Origin of the sequence: Mycobacterium sp. NPDC049093, assembly GCF_040704635.1 — a bacterium.
Taxonomy (GTDB): Bacteria; Actinomycetota; Actinomycetes; order Mycobacteriales; family Mycobacteriaceae; genus Mycobacterium.
The window spans coordinates 99,698-120,641 of record NZ_JBEZJS010000008.1; the positions used below are offsets into that span (position 1 = coordinate 99,698).

The 20,944-nt window shown below is 66.6% G+C and carries 22 protein-coding genes; 13 read left to right on the forward strand and 9 right to left on the reverse strand.

Annotated features, from left to right (window positions below; translation table 11 throughout):
* The first annotated feature begins 6 nt into the window (after positions 1–6).
* A complete protein-coding gene (locus tag AB0876_RS28175; RefSeq protein WP_491838457.1) occupies positions 7–837 on the forward strand; it encodes a MerR family transcriptional regulator in 831 nt (276 codons plus the stop codon).
* Here the strand turns inward: AB0876_RS28175 and AB0876_RS28180 are convergent.
* From AB0876_RS28180 to AB0876_RS28190, 3 genes are all read right to left on the reverse strand, one after another.
* Positions 824–2,005: a thiolase family protein gene (locus AB0876_RS28180; protein ID WP_526043506.1), complete on the reverse strand. Its 1,182-nt coding sequence runs from the start codon at positions 2,003–2,005 to the stop codon at positions 824–826. The genes AB0876_RS28175 and AB0876_RS28180 overlap by 14 nt on opposite strands.
* Positions 2,006–2,079: 74 nt before the next feature.
* Positions 2,080–2,955 (reverse strand): enoyl-CoA hydratase/isomerase family protein, encoded by an 876-nt coding sequence (locus tag AB0876_RS28185; RefSeq protein ID WP_526043507.1) that lies wholly within the window; start codon positions 2,953–2,955, stop codon positions 2,080–2,082.
* Positions 2,945–3,718 (reverse strand): FadR/GntR family transcriptional regulator, encoded by a 774-nt coding sequence (locus AB0876_RS28190; protein ID WP_526043508.1) that lies wholly within the window; start codon positions 3,716–3,718, stop codon positions 2,945–2,947. The genes AB0876_RS28185 and AB0876_RS28190 overlap by 11 nt, the downstream gene beginning before the upstream one ends.
* A gap of 91 nt (positions 3,719–3,809) precedes the next feature.
* Between AB0876_RS28190 and AB0876_RS28195 the strand changes: the two genes are divergently transcribed.
* Genes AB0876_RS28195 through AB0876_RS28225 form a run of 7 tightly spaced genes read left to right on the forward strand, consistent with a single transcriptional unit; the run spans position 3,810 to position 10,967 of the window.
* Positions 3,810–4,604: an enoyl-CoA hydratase/isomerase family protein gene (locus tag AB0876_RS28195; protein WP_526043509.1), complete on the forward strand. Its 795-nt coding sequence runs from the start codon at positions 3,810–3,812 to the stop codon at positions 4,602–4,604.
* A gap of 9 nt (positions 4,605–4,613) precedes the next feature.
* Positions 4,614–5,420, forward strand: coding sequence for an enoyl-CoA hydratase/isomerase family protein (locus tag AB0876_RS28200; RefSeq protein ID WP_526043510.1), 807 nt, complete (start codon positions 4,614–4,616; stop codon positions 5,418–5,420).
* 6 nt (positions 5,421–5,426) lie between these two features.
* A complete protein-coding gene (locus tag AB0876_RS28205) occupies positions 5,427–6,200 on the forward strand; it encodes an enoyl-CoA hydratase/isomerase family protein (RefSeq protein WP_526043511.1) in 774 nt (257 codons plus the stop codon).
* Positions 6,200–7,648 (forward strand): class I adenylate-forming enzyme family protein, encoded by a 1,449-nt coding sequence (locus AB0876_RS28210; protein ID WP_526043512.1) that lies wholly within the window; start codon positions 6,200–6,202, stop codon positions 7,646–7,648. Before AB0876_RS28205 ends, AB0876_RS28210 begins: the two co-directional genes overlap by 1 nt.
* On the forward strand, positions 7,641–9,086 hold the full coding sequence (locus AB0876_RS28215; RefSeq protein ID WP_526043513.1) for a class I adenylate-forming enzyme family protein: 1,446 nt from the start codon (positions 7,641–7,643) through the stop codon (positions 9,084–9,086). Before AB0876_RS28210 ends, AB0876_RS28215 begins: the two co-directional genes overlap by 8 nt.
* Positions 9,079–10,563: a class I adenylate-forming enzyme family protein gene (locus AB0876_RS28220; RefSeq protein WP_526043514.1), complete on the forward strand. Its 1,485-nt coding sequence runs from the start codon at positions 9,079–9,081 to the stop codon at positions 10,561–10,563. Before AB0876_RS28215 ends, AB0876_RS28220 begins: the two co-directional genes overlap by 8 nt.
* Positions 10,560–10,967, forward strand: coding sequence for a PaaI family thioesterase (locus AB0876_RS28225; protein ID WP_491838447.1), 408 nt, complete (start codon positions 10,560–10,562; stop codon positions 10,965–10,967). Before AB0876_RS28220 ends, AB0876_RS28225 begins: the two co-directional genes overlap by 4 nt.
* On the opposite strand, the gene AB0876_RS28230 is transcribed toward AB0876_RS28225, so the two are convergent.
* Positions 10,964–11,563 (reverse strand): TetR/AcrR family transcriptional regulator, encoded by a 600-nt coding sequence (locus tag AB0876_RS28230; RefSeq protein WP_491838446.1) that lies wholly within the window; start codon positions 11,561–11,563, stop codon positions 10,964–10,966. The genes AB0876_RS28225 and AB0876_RS28230 overlap by 4 nt on opposite strands.
* A 69-nt stretch (positions 11,564–11,632) precedes the next feature.
* On the opposite strand from AB0876_RS28230, the gene AB0876_RS28235 reads away from it, so the two are divergent.
* The 3 genes from AB0876_RS28235 to AB0876_RS28245 are packed head-to-tail and all read left to right on the forward strand — an operon-like array spanning position 11,633 to position 13,763.
* Positions 11,633–12,472 (forward strand): SDR family NAD(P)-dependent oxidoreductase, encoded by an 840-nt coding sequence (locus AB0876_RS28235; protein ID WP_526043515.1) that lies wholly within the window; start codon positions 11,633–11,635, stop codon positions 12,470–12,472.
* Positions 12,469–13,296 (forward strand): TIGR03619 family F420-dependent LLM class oxidoreductase, encoded by an 828-nt coding sequence (locus AB0876_RS28240; protein WP_526043516.1) that lies wholly within the window; start codon positions 12,469–12,471, stop codon positions 13,294–13,296. The genes AB0876_RS28235 and AB0876_RS28240 overlap by 4 nt, the downstream gene beginning before the upstream one ends.
* Positions 13,293–13,763, forward strand: a complete 471-nt coding sequence (locus AB0876_RS28245; RefSeq protein ID WP_526043517.1) for a nuclear transport factor 2 family protein — start codon at positions 13,293–13,295, stop codon at positions 13,761–13,763. The genes AB0876_RS28240 and AB0876_RS28245 overlap by 4 nt, the downstream gene beginning before the upstream one ends.
* On the opposite strand, the gene AB0876_RS28250 is transcribed toward AB0876_RS28245, so the two are convergent.
* The 5 genes from AB0876_RS28250 to fabG are packed head-to-tail and all read right to left on the reverse strand — an operon-like array spanning position 13,760 to position 18,846.
* Entirely contained in the window at positions 13,760–14,947 is a 1,188-nt protein-coding gene (locus AB0876_RS28250) for a CaiB/BaiF CoA transferase family protein (RefSeq protein ID WP_526043518.1), read from the reverse strand. The two genes, AB0876_RS28245 and AB0876_RS28250, sit on opposite strands and share 4 nt — an antisense overlap.
* 34 nt (positions 14,948–14,981) lie before the next feature.
* Positions 14,982–15,650, reverse strand: a complete 669-nt coding sequence (locus AB0876_RS28255; RefSeq protein ID WP_491838441.1) for a GntR family transcriptional regulator — start codon at positions 15,648–15,650, stop codon at positions 14,982–14,984.
* A gap of 3 nt (positions 15,651–15,653) precedes the next feature.
* Positions 15,654–16,847, reverse strand: a complete 1,194-nt coding sequence (locus AB0876_RS28260) for an acyl-CoA dehydrogenase family protein (protein WP_491838440.1) — start codon at positions 16,845–16,847, stop codon at positions 15,654–15,656.
* Positions 16,844–18,061 carry a thiolase family protein gene (locus tag AB0876_RS28265; RefSeq protein WP_526043519.1) on the reverse strand — a complete coding sequence of 406 codons (1,218 nt, stop codon included), beginning with the start codon at positions 18,059–18,061 and terminating at the stop codon, positions 16,844–16,846. The genes AB0876_RS28260 and AB0876_RS28265 overlap by 4 nt, the downstream gene beginning before the upstream one ends.
* Positions 18,058–18,846, reverse strand: a complete 789-nt coding sequence (gene fabG / locus AB0876_RS28270) for a 3-oxoacyl-ACP reductase FabG (protein WP_064886168.1) — start codon at positions 18,844–18,846, stop codon at positions 18,058–18,060. Before fabG ends, AB0876_RS28265 begins: the two co-directional genes overlap by 4 nt.
* A gap of 66 nt (positions 18,847–18,912) precedes the next feature.
* On the opposite strand from fabG, the gene AB0876_RS28275 reads away from it, so the two are divergent.
* Both AB0876_RS28275 and AB0876_RS28280 read left to right on the forward strand, forming a co-directional pair.
* Positions 18,913–20,094 (forward strand): acyl-CoA dehydrogenase family protein, encoded by a 1,182-nt coding sequence (locus tag AB0876_RS28275; RefSeq protein WP_491838438.1) that lies wholly within the window; start codon positions 18,913–18,915, stop codon positions 20,092–20,094.
* Positions 20,095–20,119: 25 nt separating this feature from the next.
* Positions 20,120–20,941, forward strand: a complete 822-nt coding sequence (locus AB0876_RS28280; RefSeq protein WP_055112423.1) for a mycofactocin-coupled SDR family oxidoreductase — start codon at positions 20,120–20,122, stop codon at positions 20,939–20,941.
* Positions 20,942–20,944 lie beyond the last annotated feature (3 nt).

Sequence of the window (20,944 nt, forward strand, 5' to 3'; positions counted from 1 at the left end):
TCCGGGGTGACCGAGTACCGGATTGACGACCTCGCTCGGGAGGCGGGGACGACAACCCGGAACGTACGCGTCTACCAGGACAACGGGCTCCTGCCCCGGCCCCAGCGTCGGGGCCGGGTGGCGATCTACACCGATCGCCACCTGCGCCAGCTGCGCGCGATCACCCGGTTGCTCAGTGAGGGCTTCACGCTCAAGCACATCATGAAATTCCTGACCGGGTTGCAGCCCGGGCAGAACCTCGTCGATGTGCTGGATCTGTCCGACCTCGAAGAATTGGTCACCGCACCGTGGTCGCACCCGCAGCCACGCACCATGTCCCTCGAAGAGCTGGAGGGACGGCTCGGCGACCTGGACACGTCGATGCTGCGGCGTTTGACCACCCATGGCTTGATCGAGCCCACTGCCGACGAGAACATCTACTCGGTCAGCGATGTACGCCTCATCGATGACTTCGCCGCACTGATCTCCCGCGGAATGCCGCTGGAGATACTCCTGAAAACCAGTACCGCGGTCGACAAGAAACTTGACGCCGCTGCTCGCGAGCTGACCCGCGGCGGGCATACCGAGGTGGTCCGGCAGCGGGGGCCCGGGTGGCTCCCCACCAACGATGCCGAACTCGCCTGGGCCGCTGACCTCGTGGACACCATGCGCAGGGCGGCCCGGCGACTCGCGCACGCCAGCCTCGACCGCGCCTTCGACGAAGCTGTTCGTGCCGAGCTACACGAGTATCAGGCAGCGGGCAAGGCCGACGCCGAAGCAGTCCCGGAGACCACCGACGAACGTGAGCCCGACGGGACCACCCGTCGGGCTCACGTCAAACGAGCTAGACCTCGATGACGACGGCGCCGCCCTGGCCGCCACCCGCGCACATCGCGGCGACGCCGATGCCGCCACCACGGCGCTGCAGTTCGTAGACGAGCGTGGTGACCATCCGGGCACCGGAGGCGGCGATCGGATGTCCGAGGCTGCAGCCGCTGCCGGAGAAGTTCACCAGCTCCTCGTCGAGGCCGTACTTGCGCACCGCGGCGATCGGCACCGAGGCGAACGCCTCGTTGATCTCCCACAGCGCGACATCCGAGGGCTTGAGCCCGGCCCGGCCGAGGACCTTGCCGATCACCTCGACGCCGCCGAGACCCGTGTCCTTGGCGGGGACGCCTACCGCACCCCAGGCCCGTACGGTGGCCAGCACATTGAGGTTCTCCGCAGCCGCATAGTCGTCGCCGACGAGCGCGACAGCAGCGGCAGCGTCGTTGGTGCCGCTGCTGTTGCCCGCGGTGATGGAGAATCCTTCGATCTCCGGGTGCAGGACCTTGAGTTCGGCGAGCTTCTCGGCGGTGGTGCCGCGACGCGGGTGCTCGTCGACACTGAACTCGATGACCGACCCGTCGGGCTGGTTCACCTTCAGCGGCACGATCTCGTCGAGGAACTTGCCCGCGTCGATCGCGGCGATGGCGCGCTGGTGCGACCGCGCCGCCCAGGCGTCCATGTCCTCGCGGGTGATGCCGGCGGCCTGTGCGGTGTTCCAGCCGACCGTGATCGACATGTCGCGCATCGGCGCATCAGGGGTCTCGACGTGCGTCGGGGTCATCCACGGCTCGATGAACTCGATCTCGGGCCCGAAGCCGGGCACCCGCCACTTCATCAGCGGCGACGAGGACAGCGACTGCACACCGCCGGCCACCAGGACCCGCTCCATGCCGGAGCCGATCTGGGCCGACGCGTTACCGATGGCGGTCAGCGACCCCGCACAGTGCCGGTTGACGGCCTGGCCGGGCACCGACTCCCAGCCCAGCGCGTCGGCGGCGTAGCGCGCGATATCGCCGCCGCCGTAATTGGATTCGGCGAAGATCAGGTCGTCGATGGCTTCTGGGGAGATTCCGGCACGACGCACGACCTCGGGCAGGACCGTGGTGATCAAGGTTTCCGGCGGCGTGTTGACCAGCGTCCCCTTGAAGGAGCGGCCGATGGCGGTGCGGGCGGCACCGACGATTACGGGTGTGGGCATATGAATCCGCCTTTACGATATCCAGTGATTATGTAAACGTAGCACCCACTGTAGGTGGGTCGGCATGTGGTTGGCTACTGCGGTTCCGGGACGTGGAAATGCTCGTCACGCAGCCGGAACGCCTCTTTGGTGCCATGTTGGGCCCGGGTCTTGACGAAGTTGAACTCACCGGGCGAGAACTGCAGGTTTGTGCCGTAGGCGTGGAAGATGTAGCTGGCCACCTCCTCCCCCTGATACGCCTGGCTCTGCTCGACGAGGCGGAACGCCTCCTTGGCGATCACCACCCCGTCGGCGGGCATCTTGGCCGCCTTGGCCGCCCAGTACTGCGCCCGCGCCGTCACCTGGTCGGCATCGCAGGTGTCCGTGAAGATGCCGAGGTGCTCGATGGAGCCGGCCTCGACGATGTCGCCGGTGAGCAGCATCCGCCGGGCCAGCACCGGACCGAGGCGGTGGAAGAACATGTGCAGGCTGCCCAGGGCCGGGCCGAGGAACCGCGTCGCGGGCATCCCGATCTTGGTGTCACGGGCGATCACCGAGATGTCGGTCATCAATGCCATCTCGAAACCCCCGCCGAGGGCGTAGCCGCTGATCTCACCCACCGTGACCTTGGGGAAGCCCATGAAATTGTGGTAGAAGCCAAACGACTTGCGGTCCACCGTGAGTCGGCGCCGCTGGCTTGGGCGGGACTTCTTGGGCGCGGCGTCCTTCTTTCCCGCTTCGCCATACCAGCCGTACGCGTTGTTCATATCGGCCCCGGTGCTGAACACGCCCTCCGCACCACGCAAAAGCACCACGGTGATGTCGTCGTCGTCGGCCACGATGTCGAGGTAGCGGGCCACCTCGTCGCGCATGGCCGCGTCATAGGAGTTGCGCTGCTTGGGATTGTTCAGCGTGATGGTGGCGATGCGGTGGTCCCCATCGACCTCGAACAGCACCCGGTCATCTGTCATGCGAAATCAACCTCGCTTCAATGGTTTTGTCGTTACCGGCGGCCAGCGTGGTGCGCCGGGCGGCGGTGAGATGGTCGGCTGCGAGCTTGGTGGCCCTGGCCGTATTTCCGTCGGTGATCGCGTCCACCAGCCTCTGGTGATCACGCAGCGCCGCGCGCATGGTTTTCTCGGACATGCCGGCACCGTCTTCCCCGGTCCACACGGACGACTCGTGCGTCGACCAGATCAATTCCAGCGAGCCGATGAGCAGGATCATCGGCTCGTTGCCGCATCGAGACACCAGGGCTTCGTGGAACCTGCGGGCGTTCGGCACGTACTGCGAGGTGTCCTCGAACTGCGCTGCCTGCAGTTCGATCTCGGCCTGTAGGTAAGGCACCACCTCGGTGGCACGGTCCTCCCGGTCCGCGCACATGCCGGCGCAGATCGGTTCCAGACGCAGCAGCGCCTCGCTCACATCGGCGGGTGTGGCAGCGCGGGTCTGCAGCACCATGCCGATCATGTGGGCGGTGCGGTCAGCCGAGGGCATCTGCACCACGGCACCGCCGACGTTTCCGCGGCGAACCGAGATCAACCCGTCCGTCTCCAGCAGATGGATCGCCTCACGCAACGCGGGCGGGCTGACCCCGAACTCCTGGAACAGGCTCTCCTGTGTGGGAAGGATGTCACCCTCACGCAGGCGGCCGGACAGGATGTCGTCGCGCAGTTTGGACGCCACGATCTCGGCAACCCGAGGCTGCCGGATGCGCCGTACGCGTCCTTCCATCGACGACCTTTCCTTGCTAACTTGTACAAGATAGTAACCGCATCGCCTACTGTATGGGCAACTGTATGGATTCGGAAAGGCTGGATTCCAGGTGACTGACGGTTCGGTGACCACGTCCCGCGCGGACGCCATCCTGCGCATCACGCTCGACCGCCCGGAGCGGCGTAACTCGTTGAGCCATCAGATGATCGACGATCTGGTCGCGACCCTGTCGGCAGCCGCCCACGACGACTCGCTGCGCGCCGTCGCCATCACCGGCGCCGCGGAGAACTTCTGCGCCGGAGCCGACTGGGTCGCCACCAACAGCACCGGAGAGCGGCCCCGTACCGGTGACCTGGTCCGGCGGATCCCGCACACCGCGCACCGGATCATCGAGCTGGTGTCCACCATCCAGCTACCGGTGGTGTGCGCCGTGCGGGGCTGGGCGGTCGGATTGGGTTGCAACCTGGCCCTCGCCGCCGACTTCACCATCGCCGACACCGGGGCGACGTTCTGGGAACCGTTCATGAACCGGGGATTCACCCCCGATTCCGGGGCGACCTGGCTGCTGCCACGACTGGCGGGGGTGGCCCGGGCCAAGCGGATGCTGCTGCTCGGCGAGAAGGTCACCGGTTCGCAGGCCGCCGACTGGGGACTGATCCACAGCGCGATGCCCGCCGACGAGTTGGATACGGCAGTCGACTCCTTGGTGGCCCGCCTGGCCGCCGGGCCGACCGTTGCGATCGGACTGGCCAAGCAGGCCATCGCCTACGGCCAGCACGCCACCCTGACCCAGTCCATGAACCAAGAATTGTCCAACCTGGAACTCTCCTGCCGTACAGGCGATTTCAAAGAAGGCCTGGCCGCGTTCCGGGAACACCGCGATCCCGACTTCACCGGGCGATAAGAGGAATCGATGACAGATTACGAGACCATCAAATACGAGGTGGACGGCCACAAGGCCACCATCACCCTGAATCGGCCCGACGCGCTCAATGCGCTGTCGCCGCACATGATCACCGAATTGCGGGCTGCCTACGACGAAGCCGAGAACGACGACAACGTCTGGCTGATGATCGTCACCGCCGCCGGCCGGGCCTTCTGCACCGGCGCCGACGTCAAGGAGATCCCCGGCGACGGAAAGGTCGTCAACGAGCGGCCCTACCTGTCCACGTACGAACAGTGGGAGGCGCCGCAGGAGGGCACCCCGCCGTTTCGCACCATGGCCAAGCCGGTCGTGGTGGCGATCAACGGAATCTGCTGCGGCGCCGGACTGGACTGGGTCACCACCGGTGACATCGTGATCGCCTCGGACAAGGCGACGTTCTTCGACCCGCACGTCAGCATCGGTCTGGTGGCCGCCCGCGAAATGGTGCGCCTGGCGCGGGCACTCCCCCGATCGGTGGCGCTGCGGATGGCGCTGATGGGCAAGCACGAGCGCATGACCGTCGAGCGCGCGTACGAACTCGGGTTGATCACCGAGATCGTCGAGCACGACAAACTGCTGGAACGGGCCCACGAGATCGCCGACACCGTGTGTCTCAATGCCCCACTGGCGGTTCGCGGAACCCGACTGGCCATTCACAAGACCCTGGATCTGCCCCTGCACGAAGGAGAGATCCTGGCCGAGACGTTCCGCGAGCGGGTGGTCCGCACCGAAGATGCGCTCGAAGGACCGCGAGCCTTCGTCGAGAAGCGCAAGCCCAACTGGCAGGCGCGGTAACAGGCAATGGAGACGCTGCTCCTCGACTTCGACCACGAATCCCGGGTGGCCACGGTCACGCTGAACCGCCCCGACGCGCTGAACTCGTTCAACCGGGCCATGTGCAATGACATGCGCGACGCCTGGCATGCAATCAAGGACGACGAGGGCATCAACGCGGTGGTGCTACGGGCGGCCGGCGACCGGGCGTTCAGCGCCGGGCTGGACGTGAAATCAACCTACGGACAGCCCGAGATCGTCTGGAACCACGAGGATCCCGGTGAACTGCTGAGCCCCAAGTGGCAGAAGATGTGGAAGCCGGTGGTCTGCGCGGTGCAGGGCATGTGCACCGCCGGGGCGCTGTACTTCGTCAACGAGGCCGACATCGTGATCTGCTCCCAGGAGGCCACCTTCTTCGATTCCCATGTCAGCGCCGGACTGGTCTCGGCGCTGGAGCCGATCGGCCTGATGCGCCGGGTCGGCCTCGGCGATACCTTGCGGATGGCGTTGATGGGCAACGACGAACGGGTAAGCGCCGAGACGGCTCTGCGCATCGGCCTGGTCACCGAAGTGGTGGCCAGAGATCAGCTGTGGGACCGCGCACACGAGATCGCCGCAACGATCGCGGCGAAACCGCCGACCGCCACCCAGGGCACGGTGAAGGCCATCTGGGAGTCCCTGGACAAGCCGTACCGTGCCGCGATGGACCAGGGCCTCATCTACACGCGACTGGGCAATCCGATCGCCAAGGCCGAGTTGGCCGAACGTCCCCTGCCCAAGACACAGCCCCGGATCCGCTGATGGCCCACCCGCTTTCACGGCGCATCGACGCGGTACTCGATCTCGATCCGGCCGCACCGGCCATCCAGTACGACGGCCAGTGGTCCACCTGGGGGCAGGTCGCGACGCTTACGCGGCGTATCGGTGCATCGACAGCCGGCACGCGCGTCGGCATCCTCCTGCGCAACCAACCTGCCCACGTGGCAGCGCTACTCGGGGTGCTGGCCTACGGCGGCACCGTCGTGGTGATCAATCCTTCCCGCGGCGACGAGCGCACCCGGGCCGACATCGAGACACTCAACCTGCCGGTACTCGTCGGCCTGGCCGAGGACATCGCCGCGCTGGCTTCACCCTCCTCCGCGACGACGACCGTGACGATTCGCGATCTCGATACCGCGCCGGAGGTGGTTACCGCCCCGGATCCGGCGCACGACGCCGGGCGCCCAGGGGTGGCGGTGTGGATGTTGACCAGCGGCACCACCGGCCCGCCCAAACGCGTGGACCTGACGTACGACATGCTCGCCCGCAGCGTCATCGGCCGCGAACCCGAAAACTCTCCGGCGCCAACCGAACTGCGACGTGGAGTGGCCATCGTCAACTCACCTCTGGTCCACGTCGGCGGCGTGTTCCGGGTCCTGTTGTGTATCGCCGAGGCACGGCCCTTCGTGCTGCTGCCCAAGTTCGAGCTCCAGCGCTGGGTCGACGCCGTGCGGGAGCACCAGCCGCGAGCGGTGTCACTGGTGCCGGCCGCACTGCGCATGGTGCTGCACTCCGATCTCACCCGCAACGACCTCGCCGGCATCCGCGCGGTCACCTCCGGCACCGCCCCACTGTCGGCCGACGATGCCGATGCGTTCACCGAGAAGTTCGGCATCCCGGTGCTGACCTCGTACGCCGCGACCGAGTTCGGTGGCGGGGTGGCGAGCTGGACGCTGGCCGATCACCAGAAACACTGGAAAGACAAGCGGGGCAGTGTCGGCCGCGCCAATCCGGGTGCCCGGCTGCGCGTCGTCGACGCGGACGGCAACCCGCTGGGATCCGATGAGAAGGGGCTGTTGGAGGTCAAACCGGCGCAGTTCGACGCCGACGCGGACTGGATACGGACCACCGACCTGGCCCGCATCGATGCCGACGGATTCGTCTGGATACTCGGCCGCGCCGACCAGGCCATCATCCGCGGTGGATTCAAGGTGATGCCCGACGACGTGCGCACCGCCCTGGAGAGCCACCCCGCGGTGCGCGGCGCGGCGGTGATCGGCATTCCTGATGAGCGCCTGGGTGAGGCACCGGTGGCCATGGTGGAGTTACGCATGCCTGCGCCCTCGACCGAACTCACCGATTATCTGCAGGGTCGGCTGGCGCGGTACGAGATCCCCACCAGGATCGCGATCGTGGACACCATCCCGCGTACGCCGTCGGGCAAGGCCGACCTGGGTGCCGTCCGCGAGCACTTCGCCACCGGTGGCTGACACGCTGGCCGGTCTGCTCGCCGGACTGCGCGACCGAGGCGATCATCCCCTGCTGATCTGCGACGACAGCCGGATCAGCTACGCAGCCGCCGAGAGCCGTTCGGCCTCGGTGGCTCGTGGCCTGATCCAGCTGGGGGTCGGCAAGGGCACACATGTCGGGCTGCTCTATCCGAACGGCGTCGACTTCGTGGTGGCCATGCTGGCCGCGGCGCGAATCGGCGCCGTCGTGGTGCCGTACTCCACGTTTCTCACCGCAGCCGAGCTGAAGACCCAACTGCGCGACAGCGATACCACGATCCTGATGTCGGCACGCTCCTACCGCAATCACGACTATGCGCAACGGCTTTCCGGTATCGACGGCCCGTGCCTGCGCCACGTGTTGTTCGAGATGCCCCACGCCGACGTTCCGGCACTGGCCGAGTTCGAAGACGACGTCGACGGCTGCCACCCGCTGGCCATCGTCTACACCTCAGGCTCGACCGGCCCGCCGAAAGGGGCCGTGCATACGCACGCATCGCTGATGGGCCATCAACGCAACCTCAACACGATCCGTGGGCTGATGAGCTCTGATCGGCTCTTCTGCAATTCACCGTTCTTCTGGATCGGAGGTTTCGCGTTCGGCCTGCTGGCCGCCGTGTCCGCCGGTGCCACCCTGATCTGCTCGAACGCCACCGACCCGGCGCTCACCCTCGACCTCATCGAGGCCGAGAGACCCACTGTGACCAATGGTTTCGTCGCCGGGATCGCACATCTCACGCACCACCCGAGCTACCCCGGCCGGCGCTTCACGGCCCGTCGCGGCAACCTCTACCCGATCATGGCGCCCGATGTTCGGCCGCGGGATACCGAGCTGCGCCACAACATGCTCGGTATGACGGAATCTGGCAGCGTCGTGCTGCTCGACGGTGACGAGACCGATCAACCCGAGCACCGGCGCGGCAGCTATGGCAGGCCGGCGCCGGGGTTCGAGACCAAGCTGCTGCAGACGGGTGAACTGTGCATCCGCGGCCCTCACGTGATGCAGGGCTACTACGGACGCAGCAGAGAGGACTGTTTCGACCCCGACGGCTGGTTCCACACCGGGGACCTGGTGCGCGTGGATCGGGACGGATACTTCTACTTCCTCGGTCGCGCAGGCTCGATGATCAAGACGTCGGGTGCCAATGTGACACCCGGAGAGGTGGAAAAAGCCCTCGCGGCACTGGGGTTCAGCGCGCATGTGCTCGGTCTTCCCGACGCGGTGCGCGGCCAGACCGTCGCCGCCGTGATCGTCACCGAAACTCCGGTCGACTTCGACGCGATACGTCAGGCGCTACGCGACATGTTGTCGGCGTACAAGATCCCGCGGAAATTCGCCGTCTGCCCGCCCGCCGAGCTGCCCACGCTGTCGAGCGGCAAGGTCGACATGCCGGCATTGGTGAGGCTGTTCGATGCCTGACTCGCTGCTGCCGGACACCGTCGATGCGCTGCTGCGTCACCATGCGCCGTCCACCGATCCCATGGTGATCGATCCGGACACCCGCATCAGTTACGCCGAACTCGACGCCGGTACCCGAGAGCTCGCGGCCGGGTTGATGTTGGCCGGGGTCAACAAGGGAACACGAGTCGGTCTGATCATGCCCAACTGCGCCGACTGGGCACGGATTGCCCTGGCGATCACCAGAATCGGGGCAATCCTCGTGCCCCTGAGCACACTGCTGACCGACCGGGAACTCACAGCCCAGTTGCGGACCGCCTCCGTGCAGTACCTGATCGCCGTCGAACAATTCCGCGGTCGCCGTTACCCGCACGGTCCGGTGCCGTCGCTGCGCGAGACCTGGACCCCGGAGGACGTCCTCGCTTTCACCGGCACCGCACCGTTGCCGCCCGTACGGCCCAGCGACCCGCTGGTTGTCATGTTCACCTCGGGCAGCAGTGGCGCACCGAAAGGCGTCGTCCACTCCCATGCAAACGCCTTGGCTGCGACCCGTTCCGGTCTCGGCGCCCGGTGCATCACCGCCGAGACCCGCCTCTACCTGCCGATGCCGTTCTTCTGGGTCGGTGGCTTCGGCGCCGGCATCCTTTCGGCGCTGGTGGCCGGGGCCACCCTGGTGACCGAGCCAATTCCCGACCCCGAATCCACCCTGGAACTCCTTCAGCGTGAGCAGGTTACGTTGTTCCGCGGATGGCCCGGGCAGGCCGAATCCCTAGCACGTCATCCCACGAGCGCCGACCTCTCGACGCTACGACCCGGAAGCCTGGAGGCCCTGCTCCCGGTGCACCTGCGTGCTGAGCCCGGCGCGCGGGCGTCGCTGCTCGGGATGACGGAATCGTTCGGACCCTACTGTGGTTATCCGGCCGATGCCGACATGCCCCGTTCCGCGTGGGGCAGCTGTGGTAAACCGTTCCCGGGAATGGACATTCGCATCGTCGACACCGCCACCGGCACAACCCAGCCCACGGGCGTCACCGGTGAGATCCAGATCCGTGGGCGGCACGTCATGCGTGGAATCTGCCGACGCAGTCGCGAGGAAGTCTTCACCCCGGACGGCTACTACCCCACCGGCGATCTGGGCTACCTCGATCGCGACGGGTTCCTGTTCTACCGCGGCCGCTCCGATGACATGTTCAAAGTCAGTGGCGCCACGGTGTATCCGAGCGAAGTGCAGCGAGCGCTTCGGTCTCTTCCCGGAGTCCGCGCCGCCCATGTCGTGAATGTTCCCGATGGTCAGACCAATCGGGTCGGGGCAGTACTCGTCGGCGACGGCCTCGCGGCGGATGCGCTGCGCATCGCCGCGCGCGAGGTACTGAGTCCGTTCAAGGTGCCCACGCTGTGGCTGCTGCCGGCCGACGAAGACGCAGTGCCGCACGGAGCCACGGGGAAGGTCGACTATGCCGCACTCCGCGCCATGCTGAGGGAGGGTATCCGACGATGACCGCTGACATCTTCGAACTATTCCAGCTGATCGGTTACCGCGATGCCGCCGGCGCGGACGACGAGGCGGTAGTCGATCTCCCGGTAGCCCCGCACGTGATCAACACTAACGGTGGCCTACAGGGCGGGCTGCTGGCCACCCTCGTCGACACCGCAGCCGGGAAGTTGGCAATGCGGCGACTGCCACCAGGTCACAGTGTCGTGACGTCGGACCTCAACCTGCGTTACCTACGGCCGGTCACCGACGGCGCCGCCAGAGCGGTGGCTCGAATTGTTCACGACGGCAAACGGTCCATGGTGGTGCAAGTCGAGATCCGCGCAATGCCAGATGATGACCTGGCCGTCATCGCCACGGTGAGTTTCGCGAAAATCCGGGCACGAACCGAAATCGCGACTCCGGACTAACGTCGTCGCCGCTGGTTCCACGGGGCCAGCAGCAGTCGGCACGCGTACCGCACATCGGCGACCGCACTGTCCGTGTCGAGTTGCCCTGCGGTGGCCCAGGTCAGGATGCCGTACATGCACTGCTCGACCATCCTGGTCAGTCGATGATCCTCGGCAGTCGGTTCGGCAATCCCTGCCACCGCCAGGATCCGTTCCCGCATGGACAGATCGGCAGGCGTATCGGCGGAGGACCGAATAGCGTTGATGGAGACCAGCATTGCCCTGGCCAACGGCGGCCGCGCCAGCAACCGCTCGGCGGCATCGCCCAGGAAGTCGCATATCGCCGCCACCGGATCGTCCGGAATGCCATCGGATTCCGGCATCGATCGAATGGACGCGTTGAGCGATGCGGCATAGAGGTGGTGCTTGGTCGGGTAATAGCGATAGAGCGTGCCGAGAGCAACGCCGGCCTCGGCGGCGATGTCGGACATCTGCACTCGCTCGAGTCCGTGCAGCGCCCCCAACCGGTCCGCCGCCCCAAGAATCGCGGCGTTACGCGCCTGCTGGCGGGGTGTCGACGCCTGCCCGGGTTTCCGGGGTGTTCCGATGCGCGCCATCCGGGCGAACTCCTCGTAAAACTAGAATTGCTTCTAGAAATCAGTACGCACTGATGCTACAACAGACTGGTGATCGAAGAAGGCTCCCAACTCGGCGCGACGGCGTTCGATGCTCAGAAGTATGGCCCGTGGGCCGTCATCACCGGCGGCTCGGAAGGGGTCGGAAGGTCCTTCGCGCTCCGGCTCGCCGCGGCAGGAGTGAACCTGCTGCTGGTCGCCCGCAAGTCCGGGCCGCTGGAAGAGTGCGCCGTACTCTGCCGCGCCCACGGCGTCGAGGTCCGCACCCTGAGTACTGATCTCGCGGAGCCGTCCTCGGCTGACGCCGTGGCAGAAACGGTTGGGGACGTCGAGGTGGGCCTGCTGGTCCACAATGCGGGCGCGAACACCCACAGCGCACGGTTTCTCGACGGTGACCTCGCCGCGTTTCAGCGGGTCATCGACCTGAATATCACCACCCCGCTGGCCCTGGTCCATCATTTCGGGGCGGCGATGCGCAGCCGTCGCCGCGGGGGCATCCTGCTCGTCGGATCGATGGCCGGATACCTCGGCTCGAACCGGCACACGGTGTATGGCGGCGTCAAGGCCTTCGGCAGGATCTTCGCCGAAAGCCTGTGGCTGGAATTACGGGACGACGACGTCGACGTGCTCGAGCTCGTGCTGGGGGTGACCCGCACCCCGGCGATGGACCGGGTCGGGCTCAACTTCGACATCCCCGGCATGGTGGTGTCCGAGCCTGACGACGTCGCCGCCGAAGGTCTCGCCGCGCTCGGCCGGGGCCCCGTGCACGTCGTGTCGCAACATGCGAAAGTCGCTCATGCCCACAATGATCCGGACCGCGCCGCTGCCATCCTGCGTACCGACAAGATGATGCGGCAGCTGATGGGTTCAACAGAGAGGTCCGCACGGTGAAGCTCGGACTCTCCACGCCCGTCGTGATGCAGCACCCCGGCGAGTTCTCCCCGTGGGAAACCACCGCCGGCCCCGACGAGTTGTCTTTGATCGCCGAGAAAGCAGAGGCTCTGGGGTTTCACCACATCACCTGTGCCGAGCACACCGGCATCCCGGCCTCAGCCGCGGCGGTGCGCGGGAAGGTGTACTGGGACCCGCTGGCCACCCTGTCCTTCCTGGCCGCCAGGACTCGACGGATCCGACTGGTCACCGCCGTTGTGGTACTTCCGTACCACCACCCGGTCGCGCTGGCCAAGAGCTACGGGACTCTCGACCGGCTCAGCGGTGGGCGCGTCGTCCTCGGCGTCGGGGTCGGATCGCTCACCGAGGAGTTCGAGTTGCTCGGCGCCCCATGGGAAGGGCGTGGGACCGCGGCCGACCGTGACATCGCCAGGCTGCGCGCCGCATGGGGACAGCCGGTGGTCGACGGGTTCGCCATCGAACCGCACGCCACCAGCACCGATCTCACGGTCTGGGTGGGTGGTCGCACCAAACGCTCGCTGCGTCGAGCCGTCGAGTTGGGCAACGGATGGATGCCTTTCGGATTGCCGCCGGATGCAATTGCCGAGTTCCTCGCGCAGCGGCGGCCGCCGGAAGGTTTCGATGTCGTGCTGTCCCCGGGGGTGCCGCTGGACCCGCAAGGCGATCCGAACACCACCCACGCTCGGCTGAGTCGGTTGCGCGACGTCGGTGCCACGATCGCCAACTGCACACTGCAGGCCCGAAGCGCAGAGCATTTCTGCGATCAGCTCGAAGCCCTGCACACGATCGGCACCGAACTATGACTGATCCCTTTGAATCCCGGCTGCACGACCTGGAGCGACGCCTGCAGGAGCTGACCGACCAGGTCGAGGTGACGCAGCTGATCGCCTCCTACGGTCCCCTCGTCGACGCCGGTGCCGCCGACGACGTCGCGGCGCTATGGAGCGAGGACGGCAGCTACGACGTCGAGGGCTGGCAGATGCGCAGCCGCGCCGACGTGGCCGCCATGGTGAACTCGGATGCGCATCAAACGCTCATCTCCCGAGGTGCCTGTCACTTTCTCGGTCCGGCTCGGGTCACCGTCGACGGCAATACCGCGGAGGCGGTGTGCGAATCACTGCTGGTGGTGCACCGCGACGGAAAGTGGATCGTCGCGCGCGCCGGTGCGAACCACTTCACGCTGCGTCGCATCGACGGCCGGTGGCAGATCGAGCGCCGCACCACACGCGCACTGAACGGAAGCCCCGAGGCGCGCGAACTGCTGCGCTAGACGATCGCGTTCGCCCGGAGTTCCACGATCTGCGTTGCGTCGTAACCGATCTCGCCCAGTACCTCGTCGGTGTGCTCGCCCAGCAGCGGGGCGCGCCGGCGGATCGTGCCGGGCGTCGCCGACATCCGGAACGGGGTTTCGATGATCGGCACGTCCCGGGAGGCCCCGGGGAACGGCATCCGCTGCAGGTAGCCCATGGCCTGCACATGCGGGTCATCGAGGACATCCTGGGTGGAATGCAACGGGGCAGCAGGCATTTTCGCCTTCTCCAGCAGCTCCAGCACCTGCGCCTTGGTCTTGTCGGCGCACCAGTCGGACATGATGTCGTTGAGGATGTCACCGTTGACCCAGCGGATGTCGTCGTTGGCGAAACGTGGATCGTCGAACAGTTCCTCGCGCCCCACGAGCCGGCACCAGCGTTTGAACATGGGCTGTCCCGCGACCTGTAGCAGGACCCATTGATCGTCAGCGGTGCGATACAGGTCGCACGGCGCGACCGACGCCCCCTTGTTGCCCATCCTGGGCTTGTCGACCTGCAGTAGTTCGCGCTCGATCAAGAACGCGTTCGACAGCATCAGTGCGGTCGGTAGTAGGGCGCCCTCGACGTGCTGTCCCTCCCCTGTCTTGTCACGGTGATACAGCGCCATCATGACGCCGATCGCCAAGGTCAGCGCGGTCCCGAAATCCGCGTAGGGCACCACCGTTCGGATCGGCAGATCGGGCAGGCCCTGCCGGTAGACCGCACCCGACATCACCTGCCCGGCCCCGTCGAAACCGATCTTGTCGCTGTACGGGCCGCCCTCGCCGTAGGCGGTGGCGCTGGCCAGGATGATGTCGGGTTTGACCGCTTTGAGTGTCTCGTAATCCAGTCCGCTGGCCCGCATCCCGGCCGCAGGCATGTTGGCGATCACGATGTCGGCCTGCGCCACCAGACGTCGGGTGATCTCGGCGCCCTCGGCCGTGGTGGAGTCGAGCGTCAACGACCGCTTGTTGCGGTTGCACTGCAGGAACGTGCCGCCCTCACCGCCCTCGGTGACGGCCTGGACCCAACGGTCTTCCCCGCCTTCACGTTTCTCCACCCGCAGCACATCCGCGCCCATGTCGGCCAGGATCGCGCTGCACCACGGCGCGGCGATGAACCGGCCGTAGTCGAGCACCCGTATCCCGTCGAGAACCCCTGACATCCTCGCTCACCTTCCTTCGGGTCAAAATTCACCTCTACTCGAGCACGCCCAACCGGTCGAGGTGATCGCTCAACGGCCTGGAGGCCGCACACAGGTGCTCGGCCATGGCGTCGCGGGCCGCATCCCCGTCGCGCGCCTTGAGCGCGGCCAGGATCCGGCGGTGGTCATGAGTGGACTGCTCGGGCCAACCCTCGACCGTCGGATAAACCGATTCCAGTGCATACCGGGTGATCTGGGACATCAGCTGCGCCAGCTTGGGCGACTCGGCTGCCCGGTTGACGCCACGATGGAACGCGTGGTTGAGCCGGACCGCCGCCTCATGATCGTTGTCCGTGTAGGCAACCTCCAGCTCCCGCTGGATCCGGTCGAGCTCGCCGAGTTGACCGTCGGTGATCTGCCCAGCGGCGCGTGCCGCCAACTGCCCGCCGATGTGGGCCTGCACCCCGGCCACGTCGTCGATGTCCCGACGGGTGACCGGCAGCACCAGGAACCCACGCCGGGGCTGCTGCTTCAGCAGCCCCTCGGTGCGCAGGCCGAACAACGCCTCGCGCACCGGCGTCACGCTGATCCCCAGCTCGGCTGCGAGCTGTTCGAGCCGGATGTAGTTCCCCGCCGGGTACGTGCCGTCGAAGATCCGCCGTCGAATCAGCCGGGCCACATCCTCGGCCAGCTGTGGGCGCGCAGCGAAATCGGGTATGGACACGGTTCAGACCCGATAGTCGGAGAGCAGCCGCTTGCTGATGATGTTCTTCTGGATCTCGCTGGTGCCCTCACCGATCAACAGGAACGGCGCGTCACGCATGAGCCGCTCGATCTCGTATTCCTTGGAATATCCATACCCGCCGTGGATCCGGAAGCTCTGCTGGGTGACCTCCGAACAGAACTCACTGGCGAGGTACTTGGCCATACCGGCGGCCACGTCGTTGCGTTCACCAGAGTCCTTGAGCCGGGCGGCGTTGACCATCATCAGATGTGCGGCCTCGACTTTGGTTGCCATCTCGGCCAATTGGAACGCCACCGCCTGGTGCTCGGCGATCGGCTTGCCGAAGGTCTCCCGCTGCTGCGCGTAGCGCACCGCCAGCTCGAACGCACGGATCCCCACACCGCAGGCACGCGCCGACACATTCACGCGACCGACCTCGACCCCGTCCATCATCTGGAAGAAACCCTGCCCGGTGACGCCGCCGAGAACGTCGTCGGCACTGGCCCGATAACCGTCGAAGACCAGCTCGGTGGTGTCGATCCCCTTGTAGCCGAGCTTGTCGAGCTTGCCCGGGATGGTCAGTCCCGGAACCACTTCACCGAAGCCGGTGGGCTTTTCGACCAGGAAGGCCGTCAAGTTGCGGTGCGGCTTGTCGGCACCCTCGTCGGTGCGCACCAGCGCGGCCACCAGGGTGGAACTACCGCCGTTGGTCAGCCACATCTTCTGACCGTCGATCGTGTACGTGCCGTCGTCGTTCTTCTTGGCCCGGGTCCGGATGGCCGCCACGTCCGAGCCGAGTTCGGGCTCGGACATCGAGAACGCCCCGCGAGTCTCGCCGGTGGCCATCCGCGGCAGGAAGTTCTGCTTCTGGGCGTCGGTTCCGTGCTGGCGGATCATGTACGCGACGATGAAGTGGGTGTTGATCACCCCGGACACGCTCATCCAGCCGCGGGCAAGTTCCTCGACGCACAACGCGTAGGTGAGTAGCGATTCCCCGAGCCCGCCGTACTCCTCGGGAATCATCAGCCCGAACAGGCCCATGTCCTTCATCTGGTCGACGATGGCCTGCGGATAGGTGTCGGAGTGTTCCAACTCCTGGGCAGTAGGAATGACCTCTTTGTCGACGAATTGCCGCACGGTCGAGACGATCTCGGTCTGGAACTCGGTAAGTCCCAGGGTCTGGGCAAGTCTGGTCACGATGCCACCCTCTCGAACACAGCGGCCAGCCCTTGGCCGCCGCCGATGCACATGGTCTCCAGGCCGTAGCGGGCCTGACGCCGATCCAGTTCCCGGGCCAGCGTGGCGAGCATCCGCCCGCCGGTCGCGCCGACCGGGTGTCCCAGCGAGATACCGGATCCCCGGACGTTGGTGCGCTCGAAGTCGGCCTCGCCGAACTTCCACTCCTTCATCACGGCCAGCGCCTGGGCGGCGAACGCCTCGTTCAGTTCAATGAGATCGATGTCGCTCAACTGCAGGTCGGCCTTGGCCAGGGCCGCCTCGGTGGCCGGGACCGGGCCGATGCCCATGACATTGGGCGCGACGCCCGCAGAACCCCACGACACCATGCGCACGAGTGGCCGCAGACCGAGCTCGGCAGCCTTCTCCGGGGTGGTCACGATACACATGGACGCGGCATCATTCTGGCCGCTGGAGTTGCCCGCGGTCACAGTCGACTCCGGATCCTGCTTGAGCAGAACGGGTTTGAGCTTGGCCAGGGCCTCGACCGTGGTGTCGGCACGCGGATGCTCATCGGTGTCGATGACGCTGTCGCCCTTACGTGAGCGGACCGTCACGGGAATGATCTCCTCGGCCAGAACGCCGGATTCCTGGGCCGCCACGGCGCTGCGATGCGAGCGCACCGCGAGTTCGTCCTGCTCGGTGCGGGTGATGCCGTATTCACGACGCAGGTTCTCGGCGGTCTCCAGCATTCCGCCCGGCACCGGGTAGAACTGCCCGCCGGCAGTCGTACGTCCGCGCGCGAGCCCGTCGTGAATCTGGACGCCGCTGCGGGCCCCGCCCCACCGCATATCGGTGGAGTAGAACGCGACGTTGCTCATGCTCTCGGCACCGCCCGCGACCACCAGGTCGTTGTCTCCGCTGCGCACCTGTAGGCAGGCCTGGATCACGGCCTGCAGCCCGGAGCCACAGCGGCGGTCGACCTGCATACCGGGAACCGTCACCGGCAGGCCGGCGTCGAGCGCCACCACGCGTCCGATGGCCGGCGCCTCACTGTTGGGATAGCAGTGGCCGAGAATCACGTCCTGCACCTGCTCGGGTGCCACACCGGTGCGCTCCAGCAGACCCTTGAGTGCGGCGACACCGAGTTCCACGGCGGTAAGGGACGCATACATGCCGCCGTAGCGGCCGATCGGGGTGCGGACCGGTTCGCAGATGACCGCGTCGCGGGTCATACGTGCCGACCCCCGGTCACCTCGAGCACGGTGCCCGTCATGTACGACGACAGATCGCTGGCCAAGAACAGCGCAACCTTGGCCACTTCGTCGGGTTCCCCGGCGCGACCCATCGGGATCTCGGCCAGCTTCTGATCCCAGATCCGTTGCGGCATGGCCTCGGTCATCGCCGACCGGATCAACCCGGGCTGGATGGCGTTGACGCGGACACCGAGGTGCGCGAGCTCCTTGGCCGACGCCTTGGTCATCCCGACGATTCCTGCCTTGGCGGCCGAATAGTTGGTCTGGCCGACCAGGCCGACCTTGCCCGAGATCGAGGACATGTTCACGATCGCGCCGCGCTTGTTCTCGCGCATGATCGCCGCGGCCGACTTGGTGCCGTTCCAGGTGCCCTTCAGGTGCACGGCGATGACCTGGTCGAACTGCTCCTCGGTCATCTTGCGCAGCGTCGCGTCGCGCGTGATGCCGGCGTTGTTGACCATGATGTCCAGCCCGCCGAACCGCTCGACGGCGGCCTGCACGAGAGCCTCGACCTCAGCACCCGAGGTCACGTCACAACGCACTGCGGTCGCCACCTCGGGGCCGCCGAGTTCCTGGGCGGCCGCCTCGGTGGCTTCCAGGTTGACGTCACCGAGGACCACCCGGGCGCCCTCGCCGATGAAGCGTTTCGCGATGGCCAGGCCCAGACCCTGGGCACCGCCTGTCACCACTGCAGTCTGACCGGTCAGCAACGACACCTGATCACCTAACTTTCGATCGCGGGGGCTCTGTCTGGCCCAGATCATATTTCATATACGATATTGGAGATTCATCGCCCCCGCGGATTCCGCGCGACGAAATGGAGCTCACCTGTGACCACGACCGCGGCCACTTCCGAAGTCAGCGACGAGGACTTCGCCGAGATCCTGGCGCAGACCCGCAGCTTCATCCGCTCCGCCGTGGTGCCCCGCGAGAACGAGATCCTGGCCACCGACCAGGTACCCGACGACCTGCGCGAGCAGGCCAAGAACATGGGGTTGTTCGGTTACGCGATCCCCCAGCAATGGGGTGGCCTCGGCCTGAACCTGGCCCAAGATGTCGAACTGGCAATGGAATTCGGCTACACGTCGCTGGCATTGCGGTCGATGTTCGGCACCAACAACGGCATCGCCGGCCAGGTGCTGGTGGGGTTCGGCACCGATGAGCAGAAGACCCGGTGGCTGGAGGGCATCGCCTCCGGCGACGTCGTCGCCTCGTTCGCCCTGACCGAGCCCGGCGCCGGATCCAACCCGGCGGGCTTGCGCACCAAGGCCGTTCGTGACGGCGACGACTGGGTGATCGACGGCCAGAAGCGGTTCATCACCAACGCGCCCACCGCGAACCTGTTCGTCGTGTTCGCTCGCACCCGCCCCGCCGACGAAAACGGAGCAGGTATCGCTGTCTTTCTCGTGCCGGCCGACGCTGCCGGCGTCGAAGTCGGAGCCAAGGACGCCAAGATGGGCCAGGAGGGTGCCTGGACCGCAGACGTCAACTTCACCGGCGTTCGGGTGCCGAACAGTGCACTCGTCGGCGGTAGCGAAGACGTCGGCTACCGCGCCGCGATGACCTCCCTCGCCCGCGGCCGGGTCCACATCGCGGCGCTCGCGGTCGGGTCCGCTCAACGTGCACTCGACGAGTCAGTGGCCTACGCCGCCGCGGCCACCCAGGGTGGCCAGCCGATCGGCAGCTTCCAGTTGGTGCAGGCGATGATCGCCGACCAGCAGACGGGCGTGATGGCCGGACGCGCTTTGGTGCGCGACGCCGCCGCCAAGTGGGTGTCCGGCGAGGACCGCCGCATCGCGCCCTCGGCGGCCAAGCTCTTCTGCACCGAAATGGCAGGTAACGTCGCCGATCTCGCGGTGCAGATCCACGGCGGCACCGGCTACATGCGCGAGGTCCCGGTCGAGCGCATCTACCGCGAGGTCCGGCTGCTGCGCCTGTATGAAGGCACCAGCGAGATCCAGCGACTCATCATCGGCGGCGGCCTGGTCAAGGCCGCCCAACGCCAGCTCTGAAACCACACACCCACAAGGAGAATCCATGACCGAGAGGCTCGCCGGAAAGGTCGCCTTCATCACCGGAGCTGCCCGCGGACAGGGACGCGCGCATGCGATCCGGATGGCCAACGAGGGCGCCGACATCATCGCGGTCGACATCGCCGCGCCGCTGCCCCCGAGCGTGCCCTATGACTCGGCGACTCCCGAGGATCTGGCCGAAACCGTGCGCCTGGTCGAGGCCACCGGCAAGCGGATCATCGCCACCGCCGCCGACACCCGCGATCACGACGCGCTGCGCACCATCGTCGGTAAGGGTGTCGCCGAGTTCGGCCGCCTCGATGTCATCGTCGCCAATGCGGGCATCACGGTGCCCGAGCCGTGGAACGAGACCACCCCCGAATCCTTCCGGGACGTCATGGACATCAACGTCACCGGCACCTGGAACACCGTGATGGCCGGTGCCCAGCACATCATCGACGGCGGCCGCGGCGGGTCGATCATCCTGATCAGCTCCGCTGCCGGGATCAAGATGCAGCCGTTCATGGTGCACTACACCGCCAGCAAGCACGCCGTCGCGGGTATGGCCCGGGCGTTCGCCGCCGAGTTGGGCAAGCACAAGATCCGGGTGAACAGCCTGCATCCAGGTGCGGTCAACACTCCGATGGGCACCGGCGACATGCTGGCCGCGCTCAACCGGGCCAACGACACCAACCCCGGCCTGATGCAGATGGTGACCCCGTTCCTGCCGGACTACATCGCCGAACCTGAGGACATCGCCGACGCGGCAATCTGGCTTGCAAGCGACGAGTCACGGTATGTCACGGCCAGCCGAGTCGCCGTCGATCTGGGCTCCACCCAGTTCTAGGCC

Coding starts and splice junctions, on each gene's coding strand:
- AB0876_RS28180 (WP_526043506.1), bottom strand. CDS start 2,005: ATGCCCACACCCGTAATCGTCGGTGCCGCCCGCACCGCCATCGGCCGC.
- AB0876_RS28185 (WP_526043507.1), bottom strand. CDS start 2,955: ATGACAGATGACCGGGTGCTGTTCGAGGTCGATGGGGACCACCGCATC.
- AB0876_RS28190 (WP_526043508.1), bottom strand. CDS start 3,718: ATGGAAGGACGCGTACGGCGCATCCGGCAGCCTCGGGTTGCCGAGATC.
- AB0876_RS28200 (WP_526043510.1), top strand. CDS start 4,614: ATGACAGATTACGAGACCATCAAATACGAGGTGGACGGCCACAAGGCC.
- AB0876_RS28205 (WP_526043511.1), top strand. CDS start 5,427: ATGGAGACGCTGCTCCTCGACTTCGACCACGAATCCCGGGTGGCCACG.
- AB0876_RS28210 (WP_526043512.1), top strand. CDS start 6,200: ATGGCCCACCCGCTTTCACGGCGCATCGACGCGGTACTCGATCTCGAT.
- AB0876_RS28220 (WP_526043514.1), top strand. CDS start 9,079: ATGCCTGACTCGCTGCTGCCGGACACCGTCGATGCGCTGCTGCGTCAC.
- AB0876_RS28225 (WP_491838447.1), top strand. CDS start 10,560: ATGACCGCTGACATCTTCGAACTATTCCAGCTGATCGGTTACCGCGAT.
- AB0876_RS28230 (WP_491838446.1), bottom strand. CDS start 11,563: ATGGCGCGCATCGGAACACCCCGGAAACCCGGGCAGGCGTCGACACCC.
- AB0876_RS28245 (WP_526043517.1), top strand. CDS start 13,293: ATGACTGATCCCTTTGAATCCCGGCTGCACGACCTGGAGCGACGCCTG.
- AB0876_RS28250 (WP_526043518.1), bottom strand. CDS start 14,947: ATGTCAGGGGTTCTCGACGGGATACGGGTGCTCGACTACGGCCGGTTC.
- AB0876_RS28265 (WP_526043519.1), bottom strand. CDS start 18,061: ATGACCCGCGACGCGGTCATCTGCGAACCGGTCCGCACCCCGATCGGC.
- fabG (WP_064886168.1), bottom strand. CDS start 18,846: ATGATCTGGGCCAGACAGAGCCCCCGCGATCGAAAGTTAGGTGATCAG.
- AB0876_RS28280 (WP_055112423.1), top strand. CDS start 20,120: ATGACCGAGAGGCTCGCCGGAAAGGTCGCCTTCATCACCGGAGCTGCC.